Here is a 16,657-nt window from a genome sequence, read left to right as displayed (position 1 = left end):
CGACCGTTGATGCAGGAGCCCCAGGTCACCGACGGGGCCGGAGGAGCCGCGGGCTCCTCCGGCCCCGCCGCCGTGCGCACCGGCCCTTGGCACGCGGTGCCCGCGCTGTTCGCCACCACCGTCGTCGTCTCGCTCCTGGGGTACCTGCAGAAGCTGCCCTGCCGCGGCGTCGGTTTCGACTTCCTGCCGACGGTGCGCAACGCCTGCTACACCGACATCTATCCGCTCTACTTCGGGCGCGGCCTCGCCGACGGCAAGATCCCCTATCTCGACAAGATCCCTGAGCCGGTCGAGTACCCCGTGCTCACGGGCGGGTTCATGCACGTCATGGCCGTGATCTCCCGCTGGTTCGGCGGGTCGGACGCCGTCTCGAGCGGCATGTGGTTCTACGACCTGACGGCCGTGGCGCTCATGCTCTGCGCCGTCGTCACCGTCATCGCCACCGCGTACTCCTCGGGGCGGCACGGCCTGCGCGCCGGCCTGCTCGTCGCCGCCTCCCCCGCGCTGCTGCTGTCCGCGTACATCAACTGGGACCTGCTCGCCGTCGCGCTGTCCGCGCTCGCGGTCGCGGCCTGGGCGCGCCGCCACCACGCCACCGCCGGGGTGCTGCTCGGCCTCGGCGTGGCCGCCAAGTTCTACCCGCTGCTCTTCCTTGGGCCGCTGTTCCTGCTGTGCCTGCGCGCCGGCCGGTGGCGGGAGTTCGGCCGCATGCTCGCCGGGGCCGTCATCGCCTGGCTCGTCGTGAACGTGCCGATCATGCTGGCGGCCTTCGACAGCTGGAGCCGCTTCTACACCTTCAACCAGGAGCGTCCGGTCGACTGGGGTTCGATCTTCTTCATGGCCGGGCGCGAGGGCCTGTCGTCGGTCGACAAGGTGCCGACGCTGAACCTCATGGGTGAGGCGGGGTTCGCCGTGCTGGCGCTGCTCATCGCGCTGCTCGTGCTGCTCGCGCCGCGGCGCCCTCGGCTGCCCCAGGTGCTGTTCCTCGTGCTCGCGGCGTTCCTGCTGACCAACAAGGTGTGGTCGCCGCAGTACGTCCTCTGGCTGCTGCCCGTGATCGCGCTGGCCCGGCCCAAGCTGCCCGCCTACCTGTTGTGGCAGGCCGGAGAGATCGTCTATTTCTTCGGCATCTGGTGGTACCTGATGGCCGGGTCGCTGGAGCAGGCGGCCGAGCAGAGCGGCCGGCCGGCCCCACCACGAAGTGGCCTGTCCGACACGCTGTCGGCCGTGCTGTCCGGGCACGCGCCGGTCGGCGGCATCAACGACAGCGTCTACTACATCGCACTGCTCGCCCGGTTCCTCACCGTCCTGATGCTCGCCGCGCTCGTCGTCGTCGACATCCTGGTGCCACGGCTCGACGTCGTCCGCCGCGACGGCGTCGACGATCCGGCCGGCGGCGTCCTCGACGGTGCCGAGGACCGGTTCGTCCTGCTTAGGCGCCCGGCTCCCCAGGCAGCATGAGTGACCGTTCGCACGCGTGAGGGCGCCGGTCTCCTCTCCGGTCTCGATACCGACCGGGCCGCGCTGGGCGCCTGGGCCGGCACCCGCCTGGGCGTGCTCGTCCTGTCGGTCACGGTCGCGGCCGTCTGGTCGTACGGGGACCTGAAGGATTCGTTCCTCGGCCGGTGGACGCAGTGGGACGTCGACCTGTTCATCGAGATCGCCAAGTACGGCTACCGGGGCGATCCGAGCCAGCCGCAGGACGCGGGGCTGCCGGCGTTCTTCCCCGGCCTGCCGATCCTGATCCGCGGCGTCCACTACGTGATCCCGAGCTGGGAGCTGTCGGCACTGCTGATCAGCCTCGTGGCCGGGGCGGTGGCGACGGTCGCGCTCTCGCGGCTCGCGCGCCTCACCGGCCCGGGCACCGGCCTGAAGGCCGTGATGGCGCTGCTGCTCAGCCCGTACGCGGTGTTCCTGTTCGCGGGGTACTCCGAGTCGCTGTTCCTGGCCTTCGCGGTGCCCGCCTGGCTGCTGGCCCGGCAGCGCCGCTGGGAGCCGGCCGTCCTGTGCGCGATGGGGGCGGCGTGCGTACGCGTCACCGGGATCTTCCTCGCGCTGGCGCTGATCGTGGAGTTCCTGGTGGCGGACCGGCGATGGCGGCTGACGCCGTGGCTCGCGCTGCCGTTCGCGCCCGTGGCCGCCTACGCGCTGTACCAGTGGCGGCGTACGGGCGACTGGCTGGCGTGGCAGCACGCCCAGCAGGAGGGCTGGGGCCGGTCGATGGCCTGGCCGTGGGACGCGTTCCGTACGACGTGGCAGGCGGCGTTCGGGGAGTCCAACGAGTTCTCCGGGGCCTTCCGGGTGGAGATCGTCGCGGCGGTCGTCGGGGTCGCCCTGACCTGCTGGCTGCTGGCCCGGCGCCGCTGGTCCGAGGCCGTCTATGTCGGGTTGCCGCTCGCCTCGCTTCTGACCTCGGCGTTCTACCTGTCGATCGGTCGTGCGGCGCTGCTGTGGTGGCCGCTCTGGCTGGGCATCGGCAGGCTGCGGTGGCCGGCGTACGCCGTGGTGCTCGTGGTGTTCGTGCCGCTGCTCACCGAGGAGGTCATCCTCTTCACCTCCGGCCACTGGGCGGGCTGAGCCTTCCGAACCGGCGTCTGCGGGCGCATGATCGGGGTAGGGAGCTGCGAATGATCGAGGAACTGCTGACCGGGCGCCGGGAACCGGGCGTGCACGCGTGGGCCGCCGACCGGCGTGAGGCGGCCCGCGGCGTCACCGAGGCCGAGCGCGCGGGCTGGCGGGTGTTCTGGCTCGACGGCGCCGGGGTGCGCGACAAGCGGACGCTGCTGGCGCGGTGCGCGGAGGAGTTCGCGCTGCCGTCGTACTTCGGGCACAACTGGGACGCGTTGCAGGACTCCCTGCGCGACCTGTCCTGGACGCCGGCGAACTGCGGATACCTCGTGGTGTACGACCACTGGGGCGAGCTGGCGGACGCCGATCCGGCCGCGCACCGTACCCTCGTGGACGTCTTCGAGACCGCCGTCGACCACTGGCGGCGCACCGCGACGCCGATGGCCGTGCTGTTGCTGTCGCCCGCCGATCCCGACTGAGGCCGCGGGCCCCGCGCGCCGCGACGGCTGTCAGAGGTTGTCGCGGAGCCAGGCGATGTCGGCGGCCTGCCCGTCGCCGGGCGTCTCGACGATGACCGGCGCGCCCGCCTCGCGTACGACCTTCAGGATCAGCTCGGGGTCGATCTTGCCGTCGCCGAGGTTCGCGTGCCGGTCGGCGCCGGAGCCGAAGGCGTCACGGCTGTCGTTGCAGTGCACCAGGTCGATCCGGCCGGTGATCGCGCGTACGCGGTCGACGATGTCCGTCAGGTCCTCGCCCGCCGCGTGCGCGTGGCAGGTGTCCAGGCAGAAGCCCACGTCGAAGCCGTCGAGCGCGTCCCACAGCCGCGCGATCCGCTCCAGCATGCGGGCCATGGCGTTGTCGCCGCCCGCGGTGTTCTCGATGAGCACCGGGATGGGGCACTCCATGCGCTCGAAGACCTTGCGCCAGTTGTCGAAGCCGGTCTGCGGATCGTCCTTCTTCAGTACGTGGCCGCCGTGCACGATCAGGCCCTTGGCGCCGATCTGGGCCGCGCCTTCGAGCTGCTGGGCGAGGATCTTGCGGCTCGGGATCCGGATGCGGTTGTTCGAGGTCGCCACGTTGACGACGTACGGGGCGTGGATGTAGACGTCCACCTCGGAGTCGCGGATCGCCTCGTGCCCCTCCGGGAGCACCGGGGCCTTCCACCCCTGCGGGTCGCCGAGGAAGAACTGCACGGCCTCCGCCTTCTTGGCCGCGGCCGAGGCGAGAGGGTCGGTCTGGTCCACGTGGGCTCCGATACGCACCATGGCGACGAGCCTACGCGCAACGGACCGCCCGGAGCCCCCTGCTCGCCGGGTGAGGCTCCGGACGGTCGCTCAGATGTGGAACCCGCCGTGCCTGAGCCCGAGTCCGAGGCCCAGGAACGCCAGCCCGAGGCCGATCACGTTGATCCAGCGCTCGACCGTCGTGTCCGACACCAGCTGGGAGTACAGGCCGAACACAATGGTCACGATGCCGACGCAGACCGCGGCGAAGTGCGTGGGACTGAGGGCGCCGCACACGAACGCGATCACCCCGCCGGCGATGGTGAGGTACGCGAGCGAGGCCCTGCGCCGGCACTCACGCGGATGCTCGCGTGCGTACTCCCGGTGATGCACCGGGCACTGGTGGGGGCTCTCGACGTCGGCCGCGCCCGGGTGGGCGCACGTGGCCTCGTCCTTGACCGGCGGCGGTGGGGGTTGCCGGTGGTGATGCGGCGGAGGGGGCTGCCGATGGTGATGCCTGGAGAGAACCTTCCGCATGGTTTCCATCCCCCGTGATTCGTCCGTTTTCGGGGTGATTCCCGCCGTGGCCTGGGCCCATGTCGGTGTGGGCGCGCCCGATTCTGTCAGACCCACCCGCTACCCTCGAACGTGGTTTCGAATGGAGGCCTGAGATGATGACCCGCGACCTGACGGCCGTCGACGACGTCGAGCTGATCGAGGAGCTGTCCCTGCTGACCACCCAGACCGCGCGCATGCGGTCACGGATGGCCGACATCATGTCCGAGCTCGATCGGCGCAGGGCGAGCTGAGTCCTCGCGTCACGGACGATTGAGCTGCTCGTTGTTGATAGCCTGTGTCGATCGCGCGGAGCCGATCCGCGGCGAGACGCAAGGCCCTCCTGTCACGGAGAGACCGTGACCGCACCAGTCCAAAGGAGGTTGGGACCCGCATGCGTCGTTACGAGCTCATGGTCATCCTCGACCCCAACACCGAAGAGCGCACTGTCGCTCCGTCGCTCGACCAGTTCCTCAACGTCGTGAAGACCGACGGCGGCAGCGTCGAGAAGGTCGACGTCTGGGGCCGCCGGCGCCTTTCGTACGACATCGACAAGAAGTCCGAGGGCGTCTACGCGGTGATCGACCTGACGGCCAACCCTGCCACGGTCAAAGAACTCGACCGGCAGCTGAACCTTCAGGACTCCATCCTGCGTACGAAGGTCATCCGGCCCGAGGCTCACTGAGTTTCCGGCCGCCCACGTAACCCGAATCTGTTAGCTGGAGAGCCGCATGGCAGCAGGCGACACCCAGATCACGATCGTCGGCAACCTCGTCGACGATCCGGAACTGCGCTTCACCCCCAACGGCCAGGCGGTCGCGCGCTTCCGCGTGGCCTCCACCCCACGCTTCCGCGACCAGCAGTCCGGTGAGTGGAAGGACGGCGAGAGCCTCTTCCTCACCTGCAACGTCTGGCGGCAGGCGGCCGAAAACGTCGCCGAGAGCCTCCAGCGTGGCATGCGCGTGATCGTGCAGGGCCGGCTCCGGCAGCGGTCGTACGAGACCCGCGAGGGTGAGAAGCGCACCGTGTACGAGGTCGAGGCCGACGAGGTCGGTCCGTCCCTGAAGAACGCCACCGCGAAGGTCAACAAGACCCAGCGGCAGGGCGGCGGTGGCGGCGGCTTCGGTGGCGGTGGCGGCCAGGGCGGAGGCTTCGGCGGCGGAGGCGGCGGCCAGGGCGGAGGCTTCGGCGGCGGCCAGGGTGGCGGCGGCGGCTTCGGCGGGGGCAACCAGCCCGCCGACGACCCGTGGGCCACCGGAGGCGGCGGCGGAGGATTCTCCGACGACCCGCCGTTCTAGCCCCTGCGACACCCCTCATCATCCAACCGACCATTCCCGCGCAAGCGGGGCTCTCCTAGGAGGAGCACCACGATGGCGAAACCGGCACCACGCAAGCCGAAGAAGAAGGTTTGCCTGTTCTGCCAGGAGAAACTCTCCTACGTCGACTACAAGGACACGGCGCTGCTGCGCAAGTTCATCTCCGACCGCGGCAAGATCCGCGCTCGCCGGGTGACGGGCAACTGCACCCAGCACCAGCGCGACGTCGCCACCGCGATCAAGAACGCCCGCGAGATGGCGCTGCTGCCTTACACCAGCACGGCTCGCTGAGAAGGGAGACACTGATCATGAAGCTCATCCTGACTCAGCAGGTCTCCGGGCTCGGCGCCCCGGGCGAGGTCGTCGAGGTCAAGGACGGCTACGGCCGCAACTACCTGATCCCGCGCGGCTTCGCCATGCAGTGGACCCGCGGCGCGGAAAAGCAGATCGCCTCGATCCGCAAGGCCCGCGCCGCCCGCGAGATCGCCAGCATCGAGCAGGCGGAGTCCATCCGCGGCGAGCTGGAGCGCCTCAAGGTTCGCCTGCGCACCCGCGCCGGCGAGAGCGGCCGCCTGTTCGGCGCCGTGACCCCGGCCGACATCGCGGGCGCGGTGAAGGCGTCGGGCGGCCCGGAGCTGGACAAGCGCCGCATCGAGGTCGCCAACCCCATCAAGACGGTCGGCGCCCACTCGGTCGCCGTCCGCCTGCACTCCGAGGTCAGCGCCACGATCAAAATCGAGGTCCTCGCCGGCTGACAGCCGACAGCACCTGATCGAAGGGCCGGGTCCCGAACGGACCCGGCCCTTCGGCTGCCCACCGCCAAGCGAGGTCTGCGGCTCGCCGGCGAGTCCGCACGGCGGGTGCTCCGCTCGGCGGGTTCCGCCGGTCACGGGCGGGATTTCGGGCACGCGTCCGACCTGTCCTGTTCGCGGCGGTGGATGAGGCTGCCGCTTGCCCTGGTCGTAAGCGAGCTTCGCGGGGAGTGTTCGGCGCCTCCGGCAGCGTTTTCCACAATCTGTGGAAAACATCGTCGGGAGGGGTGGTGTTGAGAGATGTGGAACGGAGGAGGCCACGGCGTGGTGTCTCCGCTGTCCGGAGCCGGAATCCATGTCGTAGCCCGGGTGGTGCCACGGCCTCCCGCCTCGCCGGGGCACGTTCGCCAAGCCGGTCGCTCCCCGGAATGTCAGCGGCGGACTCTCCTGGGGATCCCGTCTCCGCTCGGCGGGCGTGCTCGCCGACGGCCTCCGCCTCGTCGCCGACTCATCGACGTGCGACGCCGCGCCGCCCTCGCGCCCTTCTCGCCTCACTGGGGCGTCAGCTGGGGTGGTGTACGCCTGCTTCTGCCCGCATATCCGCAGGTGAAGCCGCCCTTGACGAAACACCGTCTCGATCTGCCGCAAGCGACGAACCGGAGAAGTGGCCTTCTCCTCCTGGCTGATTCAGGGACGCATGCCGTCACCGCCATGAGCCACTGAGGAGGGGATGCGCGAGCGCTTCGGTGAGTTCGGCGGCCTTGGGACGTGGTCGCCGTGTGGTTCACACCGACCGTCGTTGAGGCTCATGCCGGACGTCGGCCAGGGATACGAGGAAGGCGGGCGAGGGGCGATGGTTCTGGGCCGGCGGCTCCTCGATCAGGGGACTGTGGATTGAGAGCGCAAAGGCTGTGGGTAACTCGGCTGTGGACTGTGGATAACTCCGCGATACCGCGCGTGGAAGCGGTCACGACGGCCACCTCTCCGCCTCGCCTCACGACCCCACCGGCTCGGTGCGTTGCGGGTGCTCGCATTCCCCCTGGATGGGGTTTGGGTGAGGCCCTTTTCGGGTTTACCCGTCGTTCCACGTGAAACGCCCTGACCGGATGTGCTCGCATTTTGTGATCACGCGGTTACGCTGGCGGTCCAGTCGCGGACCGGGGGTGATCGCGATCGGTGCCGAGGGGATACTCCGCCGGCATCTGCTGCGTACGGCTATCGGAGTCGCCGCTGCGGATGTGATGCTTGCCGGGGGTTCTATGCAAGCAAATGCGGACGATATGCCGAAGGTCTACACGCGGAGGGACTGGGGTGCGGACGCGCCGAAGCGGCCACCCCGTGTGCTCGACCGGCCGCCGGACCACATCATCGTCCATCACACCGCCTCTCCGAACGTGAGCGACACCTCGCGGGCGCACGCGTTCGCGCTGTCGCGGCAGATCCAGCGGTTTCACATGGAGACGCGAGGCTGGGACGACATCGGCGAACAACTGACGATCAGCCGGGGCGGCTACGTCATGGAGGGCCGGGCGGGCACTATGCGGGCCATCGCGCGCAACGAACTCGTCGTCGGTGCGCAGTCGCTGCACCACAACCGGCACACCCTCGGCATCGAGAACGAAGGCACGTACATGAAGGACGAGGTGCCCGCGAAGCTGTGGCGGTCACTCGTCGAGACGTGCGCCTGGCTGTGTACGGCCCACAACCTCGATCCCGCCACCGCGATCGTCGGCCACCGCGACTACAACGACACCGACTGCCCCGGTGACGTGCTCTATCGCCGACTGCCACGCCTCCGCCGGGAGGTCGCCCGAAAGATCGGCTCCGACACCGGCCCCCCGGAGGACGACGACGACATGGACGCGGAGGCCAGCAGGCGATCATTTCTCGCGCAGCACCGACATCGAGGCAGAAGGCACCGGCGCTAGCCGCGAAACTCGGTTGCGGCCCCTGACCGGCTGACGCATGCTGGCGGCCATGCTGATCCGGGAAGCGATGCCGTACGACTGGCCCGCGATGTGGGCCTTCATGGAGGGCATCGTCCGGGCCGGTGAGACGTTCTCGTGGGATCGGGACACCACCGAAGCCCTGGCCAGGCAGATGTGGTTCCCCGCGCCTCCGGGCCGCACCTTCGTCGCCGTTGACGCGGACGGCACCGTCCTGGGTACGGCCAACAGCGTCCGCAACCACCGTGGCGGCGCCGCGCATATCTCCAGCGCGAGCTTCATGGTCGATCCGCGTCACCCCGGCCGTGGCGTCGGCCGGGCGCTCGGCGAGCATGTCCTGGAGCAGGCGCGCAAGGACGGCTTTCGAGCGATGCAGTTCAACGCCGTCGTGGAGACCAACACCCGGGCGGTGGCGCTGTGGAGGTCACTGGGCTTCGAGGTGATGACCACCCTCCCGGCGGGCTTTCACCATCCGGTGCACGGCTACGTCGGACTCCACATCATGTACCGGCGGCTCTGAGCCACCCGTGCCCGGCGTGACGTCCGGACCCCGCCGGATGAGGAGCAGCATGGACCGCGAGCCATCACGAGCCGACGGCGGCCTGACCGTAGGACCGCTCACCGGTACGGACCTCGCATGGGTACGGCGGCTGTTCACCCGGCGATGGGGAGGGACCATCTCGGTGAGCCGCGGCGTCGCCCACGACACGACCGCGCTTCCCGGCTTCGTCGCCCACCTTCACGGCGAACCGGCGGGCGTGGCCACCTACCGGGTCGCCGACCGGGAGTGCGAGCTCGTCACACTCGACTCCGTACGGGAAGGGGCGGGCGTGGGCACCGCTCTCGTCGACGCCGTGGTCGAGGCGGCCCGCGCCGCCGGCGTCTTGCGGCTCTGGCCGATCACCACGAACGACAACACGCGGGCGTTGCGGTTCTACCAGCGGTACGGCTTCGACCTCGTCGGCGTGCACCGTAACGCCGTCGCCGGATCCCGGGCGCTCAAGCCGTCGATCCCCGAGATCGGTCTCGACGGCATCCCGATCCGCCACGAACTCGAACTCGAACTCCCACTGCCGCCGTCCACTACTGAGTGAAGCGGGCCAGAAGCAGCGCCAGCCTGCGGTCGTGAGCCTCGCGGGGCAGCCTGCCGCCGCGCATGAGGGTCACCAGGCCGTGCAGGGCCGCCCAGAAGGTCTCGGTCAGCAGGCCGAGATCGTCGCCGCCCGCGTACGGACGGACGGCCTCCGCCAGCTCGTTGAAGGCCGCGTGCAGGGCGGCCGGGGCCTCGGGCGTGGCGAACGGCAGGTCGACGGCCTGATTGAACATCACGTCGTACAGTGCCGGATGCTGGTCGGCGAACGTGCTGTAGGCCCTGCTCACCTCGGCGATGGCACGACTAGCGTCCGGCGCCGAGGTCCGGGCCGCGCGCAGATCGGCGGCCAGGTCGGCGCAGCCCTCCACCGCGACGGCCGCCATGATCGCGTCTTTGCCCTTGAAGTGGCTGTAGAGCACCGGCTGGCTGTATTCGATCCGCTCGGCCAGCCGCCGGGTCGTCACCGCCTCCCAGCCCTCCGCCTCGGCCAGCTCCCGGGCCGCCGCGATGATCATCCGCTCCCGCTCCGCACGTTCGCGCTGTCGGCGCGTCTGGATCGACATGCGTCAACTCTAGCAGTGCTAGAAATCGTGTCGGCGCTCTGCTAGCGTCACACTCGTTCCTAGCGTTGCTAGATCGGAGAAGAAGATGCTCACCCCCCTTGCCTACGGCCTCGCGATCGTCCTCAACCTGCTGGTCGTGTTCATCGGAGCCCGCTTCCTGCTCGTCCCCCGCGCCGCGGCCGCCGGCTACGGCGTCCCGGCGAAGAAGGAGGGCGACCCCGCCTACCTCACGATCAAGGGCATACGTGACGGCACCTACGGCCTGCTCGGCCTGGCCCTGCTCGTTTTCGCCGGCGCCCACGCCGAGGCATGGTTCATGCTGATCGTCTCGCTGCTGCCGCTGGGCGACACGGTGATCGTGCTACGGAACGGCGGCACCAAGGCGGTCGCGTTCGGCGTCCACTTCGCCACCGCCGTGATCGTCCTCGTCAACGCCGCCCTGCTCTTCGCCGTCTGACCTCGCGCGTCCCCCACCAAGAGCAAGGATCCGACCATGTCGCTGATCGTCCCCGACTTCACCGAGTCCGTGATCGTCCGTTCCGCCGACGCCGAGGTCATCGGCCGAACCCCCACCACCATCCGTCTGCTGGCCGACGCCGGCTTCACCGGCGGCGCCCTGTCCACCCAGCGCGTCACCCTCAGCGGCGGCGCCGACGGCGCCAAGCCACACCACCATGCCAACTCGGCCGAACTGTTCTACCTGCTCGACGGCACGGCCCAACTCCTATCCGGGGACCAGGTCATCACCGCGGAACGCGGCGACCTCGTCATCGTCCCGCCAGGCCTGGCCCACGCCTTCGCCGCCGCCCCGGGCCACGATGCCGACATCCTCATCGTCATCACCCCGGGCGTGGAGCGCTTCGAGTACTTCCGTCACCTCGAACGCATCGCCTATGGCGAGCAGCCTGCGGAATCCCTCCTGGAGGTCCAGGATCTCTACGACACCTACTTTCGGACCAGCACCGTCTGGGACACGGCCCGGCCCTGACCCGGGGACCGCCCAGAAGACCTGGTCGGCTATGGGCACCCGGGCGACGTCAGCAAACGTCGGCGGCGGATTCCGCCGGGACGACGGGGGTCCCCCGGGTGGTGACGAGAGCGAGCGCGGCCAGGAAATCGTCGAAGGCCTGGTCGGCTCGCGTCGCGTCGCCGGTGGCCTCGAGGTCCATGATGAGACCGCGGACGACCGCGAGCACGAGGGTGGCGAGTTCGGGACGGCCGATGCTGCGCATGCCGTCCTCGAGCGGTCGCAGCCAGTCGGTGGTGGCCTCGCGGCGAAAGCCCGGCCACAGCTGTTGCTCGGCGTCCTCCCGGAGCCTGCCGAACATGGTGAGGTACGGGCGGCCGGCCGGGCCGGTCATGACCCGCCAAGCCCGTCGCAGAGTGCTCAGATAGGGCTCGTCGGGTCGTGGGGACACCAGTTCGCCGAAGAAGTCGCGCTGGCGTCTCCGCGCCCGTCCCAGGGTTTCCCGCAACAGCGCGTCCCGGGTGCCGAAGTGGTAGATCAGCATGCGAGTCGAGGTGCCGGACGCCGCCGCCAACGGTTCGAGGCGGTCGGGCAGCCCGTGCGCGAGCGCGTGGTCGACGCAGGCGTCGAGAATCCGGTCGCGGATCTCGGGCTGCTTGTGCCGTCCCATCGCCCCACTTTTTCACGTAACTGGCGGTACGTCTACCGTTGATCCCAGTGGTGGCGACACCGGGAACAAGGAGAAGAGATGCGTGTTGTCTTCGTGCACGGGGCGTGTGTTCGGGACGGATCGTGGTGGTGGCACCTGGCCGCCGCGGCTCTGCGGGAGCGCGGCATCGACAGCGTCGCCCCGGCGCTGCCGAGCTGCGGTGAGGGCGACCGGCCGGCCGGACCGCGGGGTCCCGGGCTGCCCGAGGACGTCGCCGCGGTGCGCGCCGTCCTGACCGAGGCGGACGAACCGACCGTGGTCGTGGCGCACAGCTACGGCGGCATCGTCGCCGCCGAGGCGGCGGTGGGCGTCGAGACGGTGCGTCACCTGGTGCTGGTGTCGAGCTATCTGCCCGAGCCCGGCGAGTCGCTGTCGACGTTCGGCGCCGACGCGCCGCCGCCGTTCCTGGACTTCGACCCCGACGGCGGCACGTTCGGCGCCCGGCCCGAGCTGTTCGCCGAGACGTTCGTCCAGGACTGCCCGCCGGACATCGCCCGCGACGCGGAGGCCCTTCTGGTCCGGCAGACGCTGGCCGTGACCCAGCAGCCCGTACGGGCGGCGGCGTGGCACGACCTGCCCACGACGTACGTGGTGTGCACCGAGGACCGGGGCACCCCGGCGGCGGCGCAACGCGAATTCTCCCGCCGCGCGGACGAGGTCATCGAGGTGAAGGCCGGCCACCACCCGTTCCTGTCGCAGCCGCAGACCGTCGCCGACATCATCACGGGCCTGTCGTGACCGCGACGGCGGACCTGGCGCGGCGGCTCCACGCCGTTTCAACGTCCGGCACGTCGAGCGCCTGCTCACCCCCGTGACCGACGGCGTCGACCGTTTTGCTCCTACCATGCGACCCGCGCTGACATGCCGCCCCGAAGCGCGGCGCTGATCATCTCTGTGCAGGACCCCGTACGCCGGGACACGCCTCAAGGGCGGTGCCCGGCGCACGCCGTACGCCGACGGCCCCCGTCATGCTCGTCGCCGTACGCATGTCAGGTCAGGACTCGACGGTGGTGTAGCGGGCGCGTCGCCGGGCGACCTCGGGGTCGAGGCCTTCGACGAGAGCCCAGATGCCCGCGACCCGCTCGGCCCAGGCGTCGGGCGGGAGACCGCCGAGGCCCTCGGCCGCGAGGTCGTCGATCGCCCGGGTGAGGCTGGCCAGCCGCTCGCCATGAGTAGAACACATGTTCGAAGTCTAGCGTGGTTCACCGACATTCGAGTGGCTTTATGGGACCGGTGAAGCGACCTTCAGCCTCGGGCGGAGCCGGCCCGCCGTCCAGTGACCCCATGGCCAGGACCAGCTTGCCCTCCGGCACCGACAGATCGGCCGTGGCCTCCGGACACGCGGCGAACCGCCGGGTGTCCGGCCCGGGATCGGCCCCGCCCGTCACCTGGCCGGAGCCGCCGGCTCGCCGAACCACCGCCGTACGGCCTCACCGAGCCCGGCGAGGTCGGAGCCCGCCCAGGCGACATGGCCGTCGGGCCGTACGAGGAGGGCGTCCGGAAGCTCCCCCGCCTCGCCGTCGTCCGACGACGCGACGCCGGTGACGACCTCGACCCGATCCGCCCACGGCCGTACCGCGTCGCGGACGTCCGCGCGGTCGGACAGGTCGAGCAGCAGCGCCCCCGCCCGTCGCGACAGGTCGGCGACCCGCGTGTCCCCGGCGGCGGTCTTCAGCGTCAGATCGGGGCAGTACAGGCCGGTGAGCGGATGGTCGCCGGTGCCCCCGTACCGTACGTCCAGCTCGCCCATCAGGTCCGTGAGTAGGCGGTTCGCCTCCGGCGTCTCCGCCAGCATGGTGAAGATGTCCCGCAGCGCGTCCACGCGCGGCCCCGGCCGCAGCAGCGCCACCTGCGCCCGCGTGTTGTGCAGGACCCGCTCGGCGACCGGGTGGCGTTCGGCGGAGTAGGTGTCCAGCAGGTCCGCCGGGGCCCAGCCCCGTACGGTGGCGGCGAGCTTCCAGCCGAGGTTGATCGCGTCCCCGAGGCCGAGGTGCAGGCCCTGGCCGCCGAAGGGCGGATGGACGTGCGCGGCGTCGCCCGCCAGCAGCACCCGGTCCCGCCGGTACGTCGAGGCCTGCCGCGTGTTGTCGGTGAACCTCGTCACCGAGTGCACCGCCGTGACCGTCACCGACGTCTCCGACACGCGCCGTACCGCGGCCTCCAGCTCCTCGCGGGTGATCGGGGCGTTCCGGTCGGCCGGTGGCCCGTCGAACTCCGCGACGAGGACCCGCTGCGGATGCGGTCCGTGGACCATGAGGCCGCGCGGCATCCGGTGCCAGCCCATGGGCGCGAACTCCGGGTCGTCGAAGTCGGCCATCGCCTGGTACGCGGTCATGATGCCGTCGAGGCCCGGGAAGTCGAAGCCGGCGGTCTTGCGCACCACGCTGCGTCCTCCGTCGCAGCCCACGAGCCACTGTGCCCGCAGCTCGTACGGGCCGTCCGGTCCCGAGACGGACACCGTGACGCCGGCGTCGTCCTGGTCGATCGCCTCGACCGCATGCCCGCGCCGGATCTCCGCCCCGGTCGAGCGCGCCCGGCCCTCCAGCCCCTCCTCGATGCGCTGTTGTGGCGCGAGGACGAACGCGCTCAACGTGGACGATCCGCCGCGCAGGATCCACAGGCCCGCGAAGTGACCGCGCGGCATCGCGCCGTCCCGGGCGGTCTTCGCCTGCAGGCTGCCCGCGCCGGGCTTGCGACCCTTCATGAGGTCGGCGATCGAGGGCAGGTCGCCGAGCAGGTCGACGACGCCCCGGCGGGTGAGGATGTCGGCTCCCCGGCCGCTCACCGCACCCGCTTTGAGGGTGGGATCGATCGCCTCGCGGCGTTCGAGCACGACCGTACGGACTCCGTACGCGCGCAGCTCGCAGGCGAGGAAGAGCCCGATGGGACCGGCCCCCGAAATGATCACGTCATACATCAGTGCCCCCTTAACGCCGTTAAGTGCTTAACGGTGTTAAGGGTCCCTGAACGGTGTTAAGTTGTCAATCGAGGGAGGTGACGATGGCGCTCGACCGCGAAAAGGTGCTGGACACGGCCTTGCGACTCATCGACGAGGTTGGGCTGGACGGCTTCTCACTGCGCCGGCTGGCCAAGGAGCTCGGCGTCCAGGCGCCGGCTCTCTACTGGCACTTCTCCAGCAAGAAGGACCTGCTCGACCACCTCGTCAGCGTCACCAACGAACGCGCCGAGGCGGGCACGGCCGGCCGCCCCGCGCCCGGCGAGACCTGGGACGACTGGCTCGCCGAAGGCATGCGCGCACGGCGGCGCGCGATGCTGGCCCACCGCGACGGGGCGCGCCTCGCGTCCGGCAACCGGCCCACGCCCGACAGCTTCCCGCGCATCGAGCGCACGCTCGGCGTGCTGGTCGAGGCCGGGTTCACCCCCGAAGACGCGATACGCGCCGTCCTCGTCCTCGGTCACTACGTGAGCGGGTTCGTCCTCGACGAGCAGGGCGACGCCGAGCGTGTGGACGACGAACCGCCCGCGCTCGATCCGGAGGAGTTCCCCCTCCTCGCCTCCGGAGGCAGGATCGCCCTCGACCGCGACACGCTGTTCGAGTACGGCCTGCAGCGCCTGCTCGACGGGATGCGCGCCCAGGTCAGCGACGCACGGCGCCCATGACGAGCCACGCGTCGTCGCGTGCGCGCAGGCCGAGCGTGACCAGCCGCGCGGCCATCCACACCGCGATCGCCAGCCACAGCGCGACGAGCCCGCCGCCGTAGGCGTGCACGAGCCAGGCGGCGGGCAGGAACGCCACGGTCTGGATCAGCCCCGCGACCGCCAGGTAGCCCTGGTCGCCCGCGCCGATCAGCACGCCGTCCAGCACGAACACCACGCCCGCGATCGGTTCCAGCAGCGCGACCACCACGAGCGCGGCGAGCAACTGGGACCGTACGGACGGGTCGGAGGTGAACAGGTTCGGCAGCCAGGGGCGGAAGGCCAGCACGAGCAGGGCGAACAGCACCCCCGCGGCGACGCCCCACTGGACCATCCGCCGGGTCGCCGCACGGGCTCCGGCGGCGTCCGAGGCGCCCAGGTACCGGCCGGTGATGGCCTGGCCGGCGATCGCGATGGCGTCGAGGGCGAAGGCCAGCAGGTTCCAGACGTTCGAGGCGATCTGGTGGGCGGCGATCTCGGCGTCGCCCATCCGCGCGGCGACCGCCGTGCCGAGGATGAGCACGACCCGCAGGCTCAGCGTGCGGATCATCAGGTTGAACCCGGCGCTCGCCGACGCGCGTACGCCCCGCGCGTCCGGCCGGAGCGGCGCGCCGTGCCGCCGGGCGCCGCGCGCGACCGCTCCGGCGTACAGGATCGCCCCGCCCGTCTGCGCCAGCACCGTCGCCCAGGCCGACCCCGCGATGCCCCAGCCGAGCACGAGCACGAAGACCGCGCCGAGCGCCGCGTTGACCGCGAACATGCCCACGGACACATAAAGCGGCGTGCGGGTGTCCTGCATACCGCGCAGTACGCCGGTGCCGGCCAGCACGATCAGCATCCCGGGCGCTCCCCACAGGCTGATGTGCAGGTACGTCACGGCCTGCGGCGCCACCGCGGCCGACGCTCCGAACGCGTCGACGACGACCGGCGCCAGCGGCCAGCCGACCGCGATGACGACGGCACCGATGAACGCGGCGAGCCAGACGCCGTCGACACCCTGGCGGATCGCCTCGCGCAGGTTCCCGGCACCGATCTGCCGCGCGACCGACGCCGTCGTCCCGTATGCGAGGAAGACGCACACGCTCACGAACGTGGACAGGATCTGACCGGCCACGCCGAGCGCCCCGAGCGGAACGGTGCCGAGATGCCCGACGATCGCCGAGTCGGTGAGCAGGAACAGCGGCTCGGCCACCAGCGCGCCGAACGCGGGCAGCGCGAGCCGCAGGATCTCCGCGTCGTGCGGGTGCCGGAATGCCACGATTCGCCACCGTAACCCACAAAGCGCTGTTGTCGCTTACCGGGTGCTGT

General features: G+C 70.7%; 22 protein-coding genes. 15 read left to right on the top strand and 7 right to left on the bottom strand.

Features of this window, described 5'->3' with window-relative positions:
- The first annotated feature begins 9 nt into the window (after window positions 1-9).
- From OG417_RS01765 to OG417_RS01755, 3 genes are read left to right on the top strand one after another with little or no spacing between them, the layout of a single operon-like run.
- Complete coding sequence (locus tag OG417_RS01765; protein WP_329248704.1) at window positions 10-1,461, top strand: glycosyltransferase family 87 protein; 1,452 nt, start codon at window positions 10-12, stop codon at window positions 1,459-1,461.
- Entirely contained in the window at window positions 1,462-2,577 is a 1,116-nt protein-coding gene (locus OG417_RS01760; RefSeq protein WP_329248699.1) for a mannosyltransferase family protein, read from the top strand. It begins immediately after the preceding gene.
- A 50-nt stretch (window positions 2,578-2,627) separates the two neighbouring features.
- The gene (locus tag OG417_RS01755; RefSeq protein WP_329248696.1) at window positions 2,628-3,047 is read left to right on the top strand and encodes a barstar family protein; all 420 of its coding nucleotides are present in this window, start codon (window positions 2,628-2,630) and stop codon (window positions 3,045-3,047) included.
- Window positions 3,048-3,077: 30 nt separating this feature from the next.
- Here OG417_RS01755 and OG417_RS01750 read toward each other — a convergent pair whose 3' ends face one another.
- Both OG417_RS01750 and OG417_RS01745 read right to left on the bottom strand, forming a co-directional pair.
- On the bottom strand, window positions 3,078-3,833 hold the full coding sequence (locus OG417_RS01750; protein ID WP_329248694.1) for a deoxyribonuclease IV: 756 nt from the start codon (window positions 3,831-3,833) through the stop codon (window positions 3,078-3,080).
- Between the two features lie 69 nt (window positions 3,834-3,902).
- Window positions 3,903-4,328: a hypothetical protein gene (locus OG417_RS01745; protein ID WP_329248692.1), complete on the bottom strand. Its 426-nt coding sequence runs from the start codon at window positions 4,326-4,328 to the stop codon at window positions 3,903-3,905.
- Window positions 4,329-4,462: 134 nt separating this feature from the next.
- Between OG417_RS01745 and OG417_RS01740 the strand changes: the two genes are divergently transcribed.
- From OG417_RS01740 to OG417_RS01705, 8 genes are all read left to right on the top strand, one after another.
- Entirely contained in the window at window positions 4,463-4,600 is a 138-nt protein-coding gene (locus tag OG417_RS01740) for a hypothetical protein (protein ID WP_285577270.1), read from the top strand.
- A 140-nt stretch (window positions 4,601-4,740) separates the two neighbouring features.
- Complete coding sequence (gene rpsF, locus OG417_RS01735) at window positions 4,741-5,031, top strand: 30S ribosomal protein S6 (RefSeq protein ID WP_329248690.1); 291 nt, start codon at window positions 4,741-4,743, stop codon at window positions 5,029-5,031.
- A gap of 46 nt (window positions 5,032-5,077) precedes the next feature.
- Complete coding sequence (locus OG417_RS01730; RefSeq protein ID WP_329248687.1) at window positions 5,078-5,644, top strand: single-stranded DNA-binding protein; 567 nt, start codon at window positions 5,078-5,080, stop codon at window positions 5,642-5,644.
- 72 nt (window positions 5,645-5,716) lie between these two features.
- Window positions 5,717-5,953, top strand: a complete 237-nt coding sequence (rpsR, locus tag OG417_RS01725) for a 30S ribosomal protein S18 (protein WP_252781265.1) — start codon at window positions 5,717-5,719, stop codon at window positions 5,951-5,953.
- 17 nt (window positions 5,954-5,970) lie between these two features.
- Entirely contained in the window at window positions 5,971-6,417 is a 447-nt protein-coding gene (gene rplI / locus OG417_RS01720; RefSeq protein ID WP_329248684.1) for a 50S ribosomal protein L9, read from the top strand.
- 1,277 nt (window positions 6,418-7,694) lie between these two features.
- Entirely contained in the window at window positions 7,695-8,342 is a 648-nt protein-coding gene (locus tag OG417_RS01715; RefSeq protein ID WP_329248681.1) for a peptidoglycan recognition protein family protein, read from the top strand.
- 49 nt (window positions 8,343-8,391) lie between these two features.
- Window positions 8,392-8,880, top strand: a complete 489-nt coding sequence (locus OG417_RS01710; RefSeq protein ID WP_329248679.1) for a GNAT family N-acetyltransferase — start codon at window positions 8,392-8,394, stop codon at window positions 8,878-8,880.
- Between the two features lie 49 nt (window positions 8,881-8,929).
- Complete coding sequence (locus OG417_RS01705; RefSeq protein ID WP_329248676.1) at window positions 8,930-9,454, top strand: GNAT family N-acetyltransferase; 525 nt, start codon at window positions 8,930-8,932, stop codon at window positions 9,452-9,454.
- Here the strand turns inward: OG417_RS01705 and OG417_RS01700 are convergent.
- Complete coding sequence (locus OG417_RS01700) at window positions 9,444-10,016, bottom strand: TetR/AcrR family transcriptional regulator (RefSeq protein ID WP_329248675.1); 573 nt, start codon at window positions 10,014-10,016, stop codon at window positions 9,444-9,446. The genes OG417_RS01705 and OG417_RS01700 overlap by 11 nt on opposite strands.
- A gap of 85 nt (window positions 10,017-10,101) precedes the next feature.
- Here OG417_RS01700 and OG417_RS01695 point away from each other — a divergent pair, with 85 nt between their 5' ends.
- On the top strand, window positions 10,102-10,473 hold the full coding sequence (locus tag OG417_RS01695; protein WP_329248672.1) for a DUF4267 domain-containing protein: 372 nt from the start codon (window positions 10,102-10,104) through the stop codon (window positions 10,471-10,473).
- Window positions 10,474-10,509: 36 nt separating this feature from the next.
- Entirely contained in the window at window positions 10,510-11,004 is a 495-nt protein-coding gene (locus OG417_RS01690; RefSeq protein ID WP_329248670.1) for a cupin domain-containing protein, read from the top strand.
- A 49-nt stretch (window positions 11,005-11,053) separates the two neighbouring features.
- Here the strand turns inward: OG417_RS01690 and OG417_RS01685 are convergent, their stop codons facing one another.
- Complete coding sequence (locus OG417_RS01685) at window positions 11,054-11,653, bottom strand: TetR/AcrR family transcriptional regulator (RefSeq protein ID WP_329248666.1); 600 nt, start codon at window positions 11,651-11,653, stop codon at window positions 11,054-11,056.
- Between the two features lie 78 nt (window positions 11,654-11,731).
- Here OG417_RS01685 and OG417_RS01680 point away from each other — a divergent pair, with 78 nt between their 5' ends.
- Complete coding sequence (locus tag OG417_RS01680; RefSeq protein WP_329248663.1) at window positions 11,732-12,430, top strand: alpha/beta hydrolase; 699 nt, start codon at window positions 11,732-11,734, stop codon at window positions 12,428-12,430.
- A gap of 256 nt (window positions 12,431-12,686) precedes the next feature.
- Here OG417_RS01680 and OG417_RS01675 read toward each other — a convergent pair whose 3' ends face one another.
- Both OG417_RS01675 and OG417_RS01670 read right to left on the bottom strand, forming a co-directional pair.
- Complete coding sequence (locus OG417_RS01675) at window positions 12,687-12,875, bottom strand: hypothetical protein (RefSeq protein ID WP_329248659.1); 189 nt, start codon at window positions 12,873-12,875, stop codon at window positions 12,687-12,689.
- 201 nt (window positions 12,876-13,076) lie between these two features.
- A complete protein-coding gene (locus tag OG417_RS01670; RefSeq protein ID WP_329248656.1) occupies window positions 13,077-14,609 on the bottom strand; it encodes an FAD-dependent monooxygenase in 1,533 nt (510 codons plus the stop codon).
- An 83-nt stretch (window positions 14,610-14,692) separates the two neighbouring features.
- Here OG417_RS01670 and OG417_RS01665 point away from each other — a divergent pair, with 83 nt between their 5' ends.
- Window positions 14,693-15,313, top strand: coding sequence for a TetR/AcrR family transcriptional regulator C-terminal domain-containing protein (locus tag OG417_RS01665; RefSeq protein ID WP_329248653.1), 621 nt, complete (start codon window positions 14,693-14,695; stop codon window positions 15,311-15,313).
- Here OG417_RS01665 and OG417_RS01660 read toward each other — a convergent pair.
- Window positions 15,291-16,607, bottom strand: coding sequence for an MATE family efflux transporter (locus OG417_RS01660; RefSeq protein WP_329248650.1), 1,317 nt, complete (start codon window positions 16,605-16,607; stop codon window positions 15,291-15,293). The genes OG417_RS01665 and OG417_RS01660 overlap by 23 nt on opposite strands.
- Window positions 16,608-16,657: the final 50 nt, after the last annotated feature.

It is taken from the genome of Actinoallomurus sp. NBC_01490 (genome assembly GCF_036227085.1).
Taxonomy (GTDB): Bacteria; Actinomycetota; Actinomycetes; order Streptosporangiales; family Streptosporangiaceae; genus Actinoallomurus; species Actinoallomurus oryzae.
The sequence above is the reverse complement of the archived record's forward strand: the minus strand, read 5'-3'. Positions and strand labels throughout refer to the sequence as shown.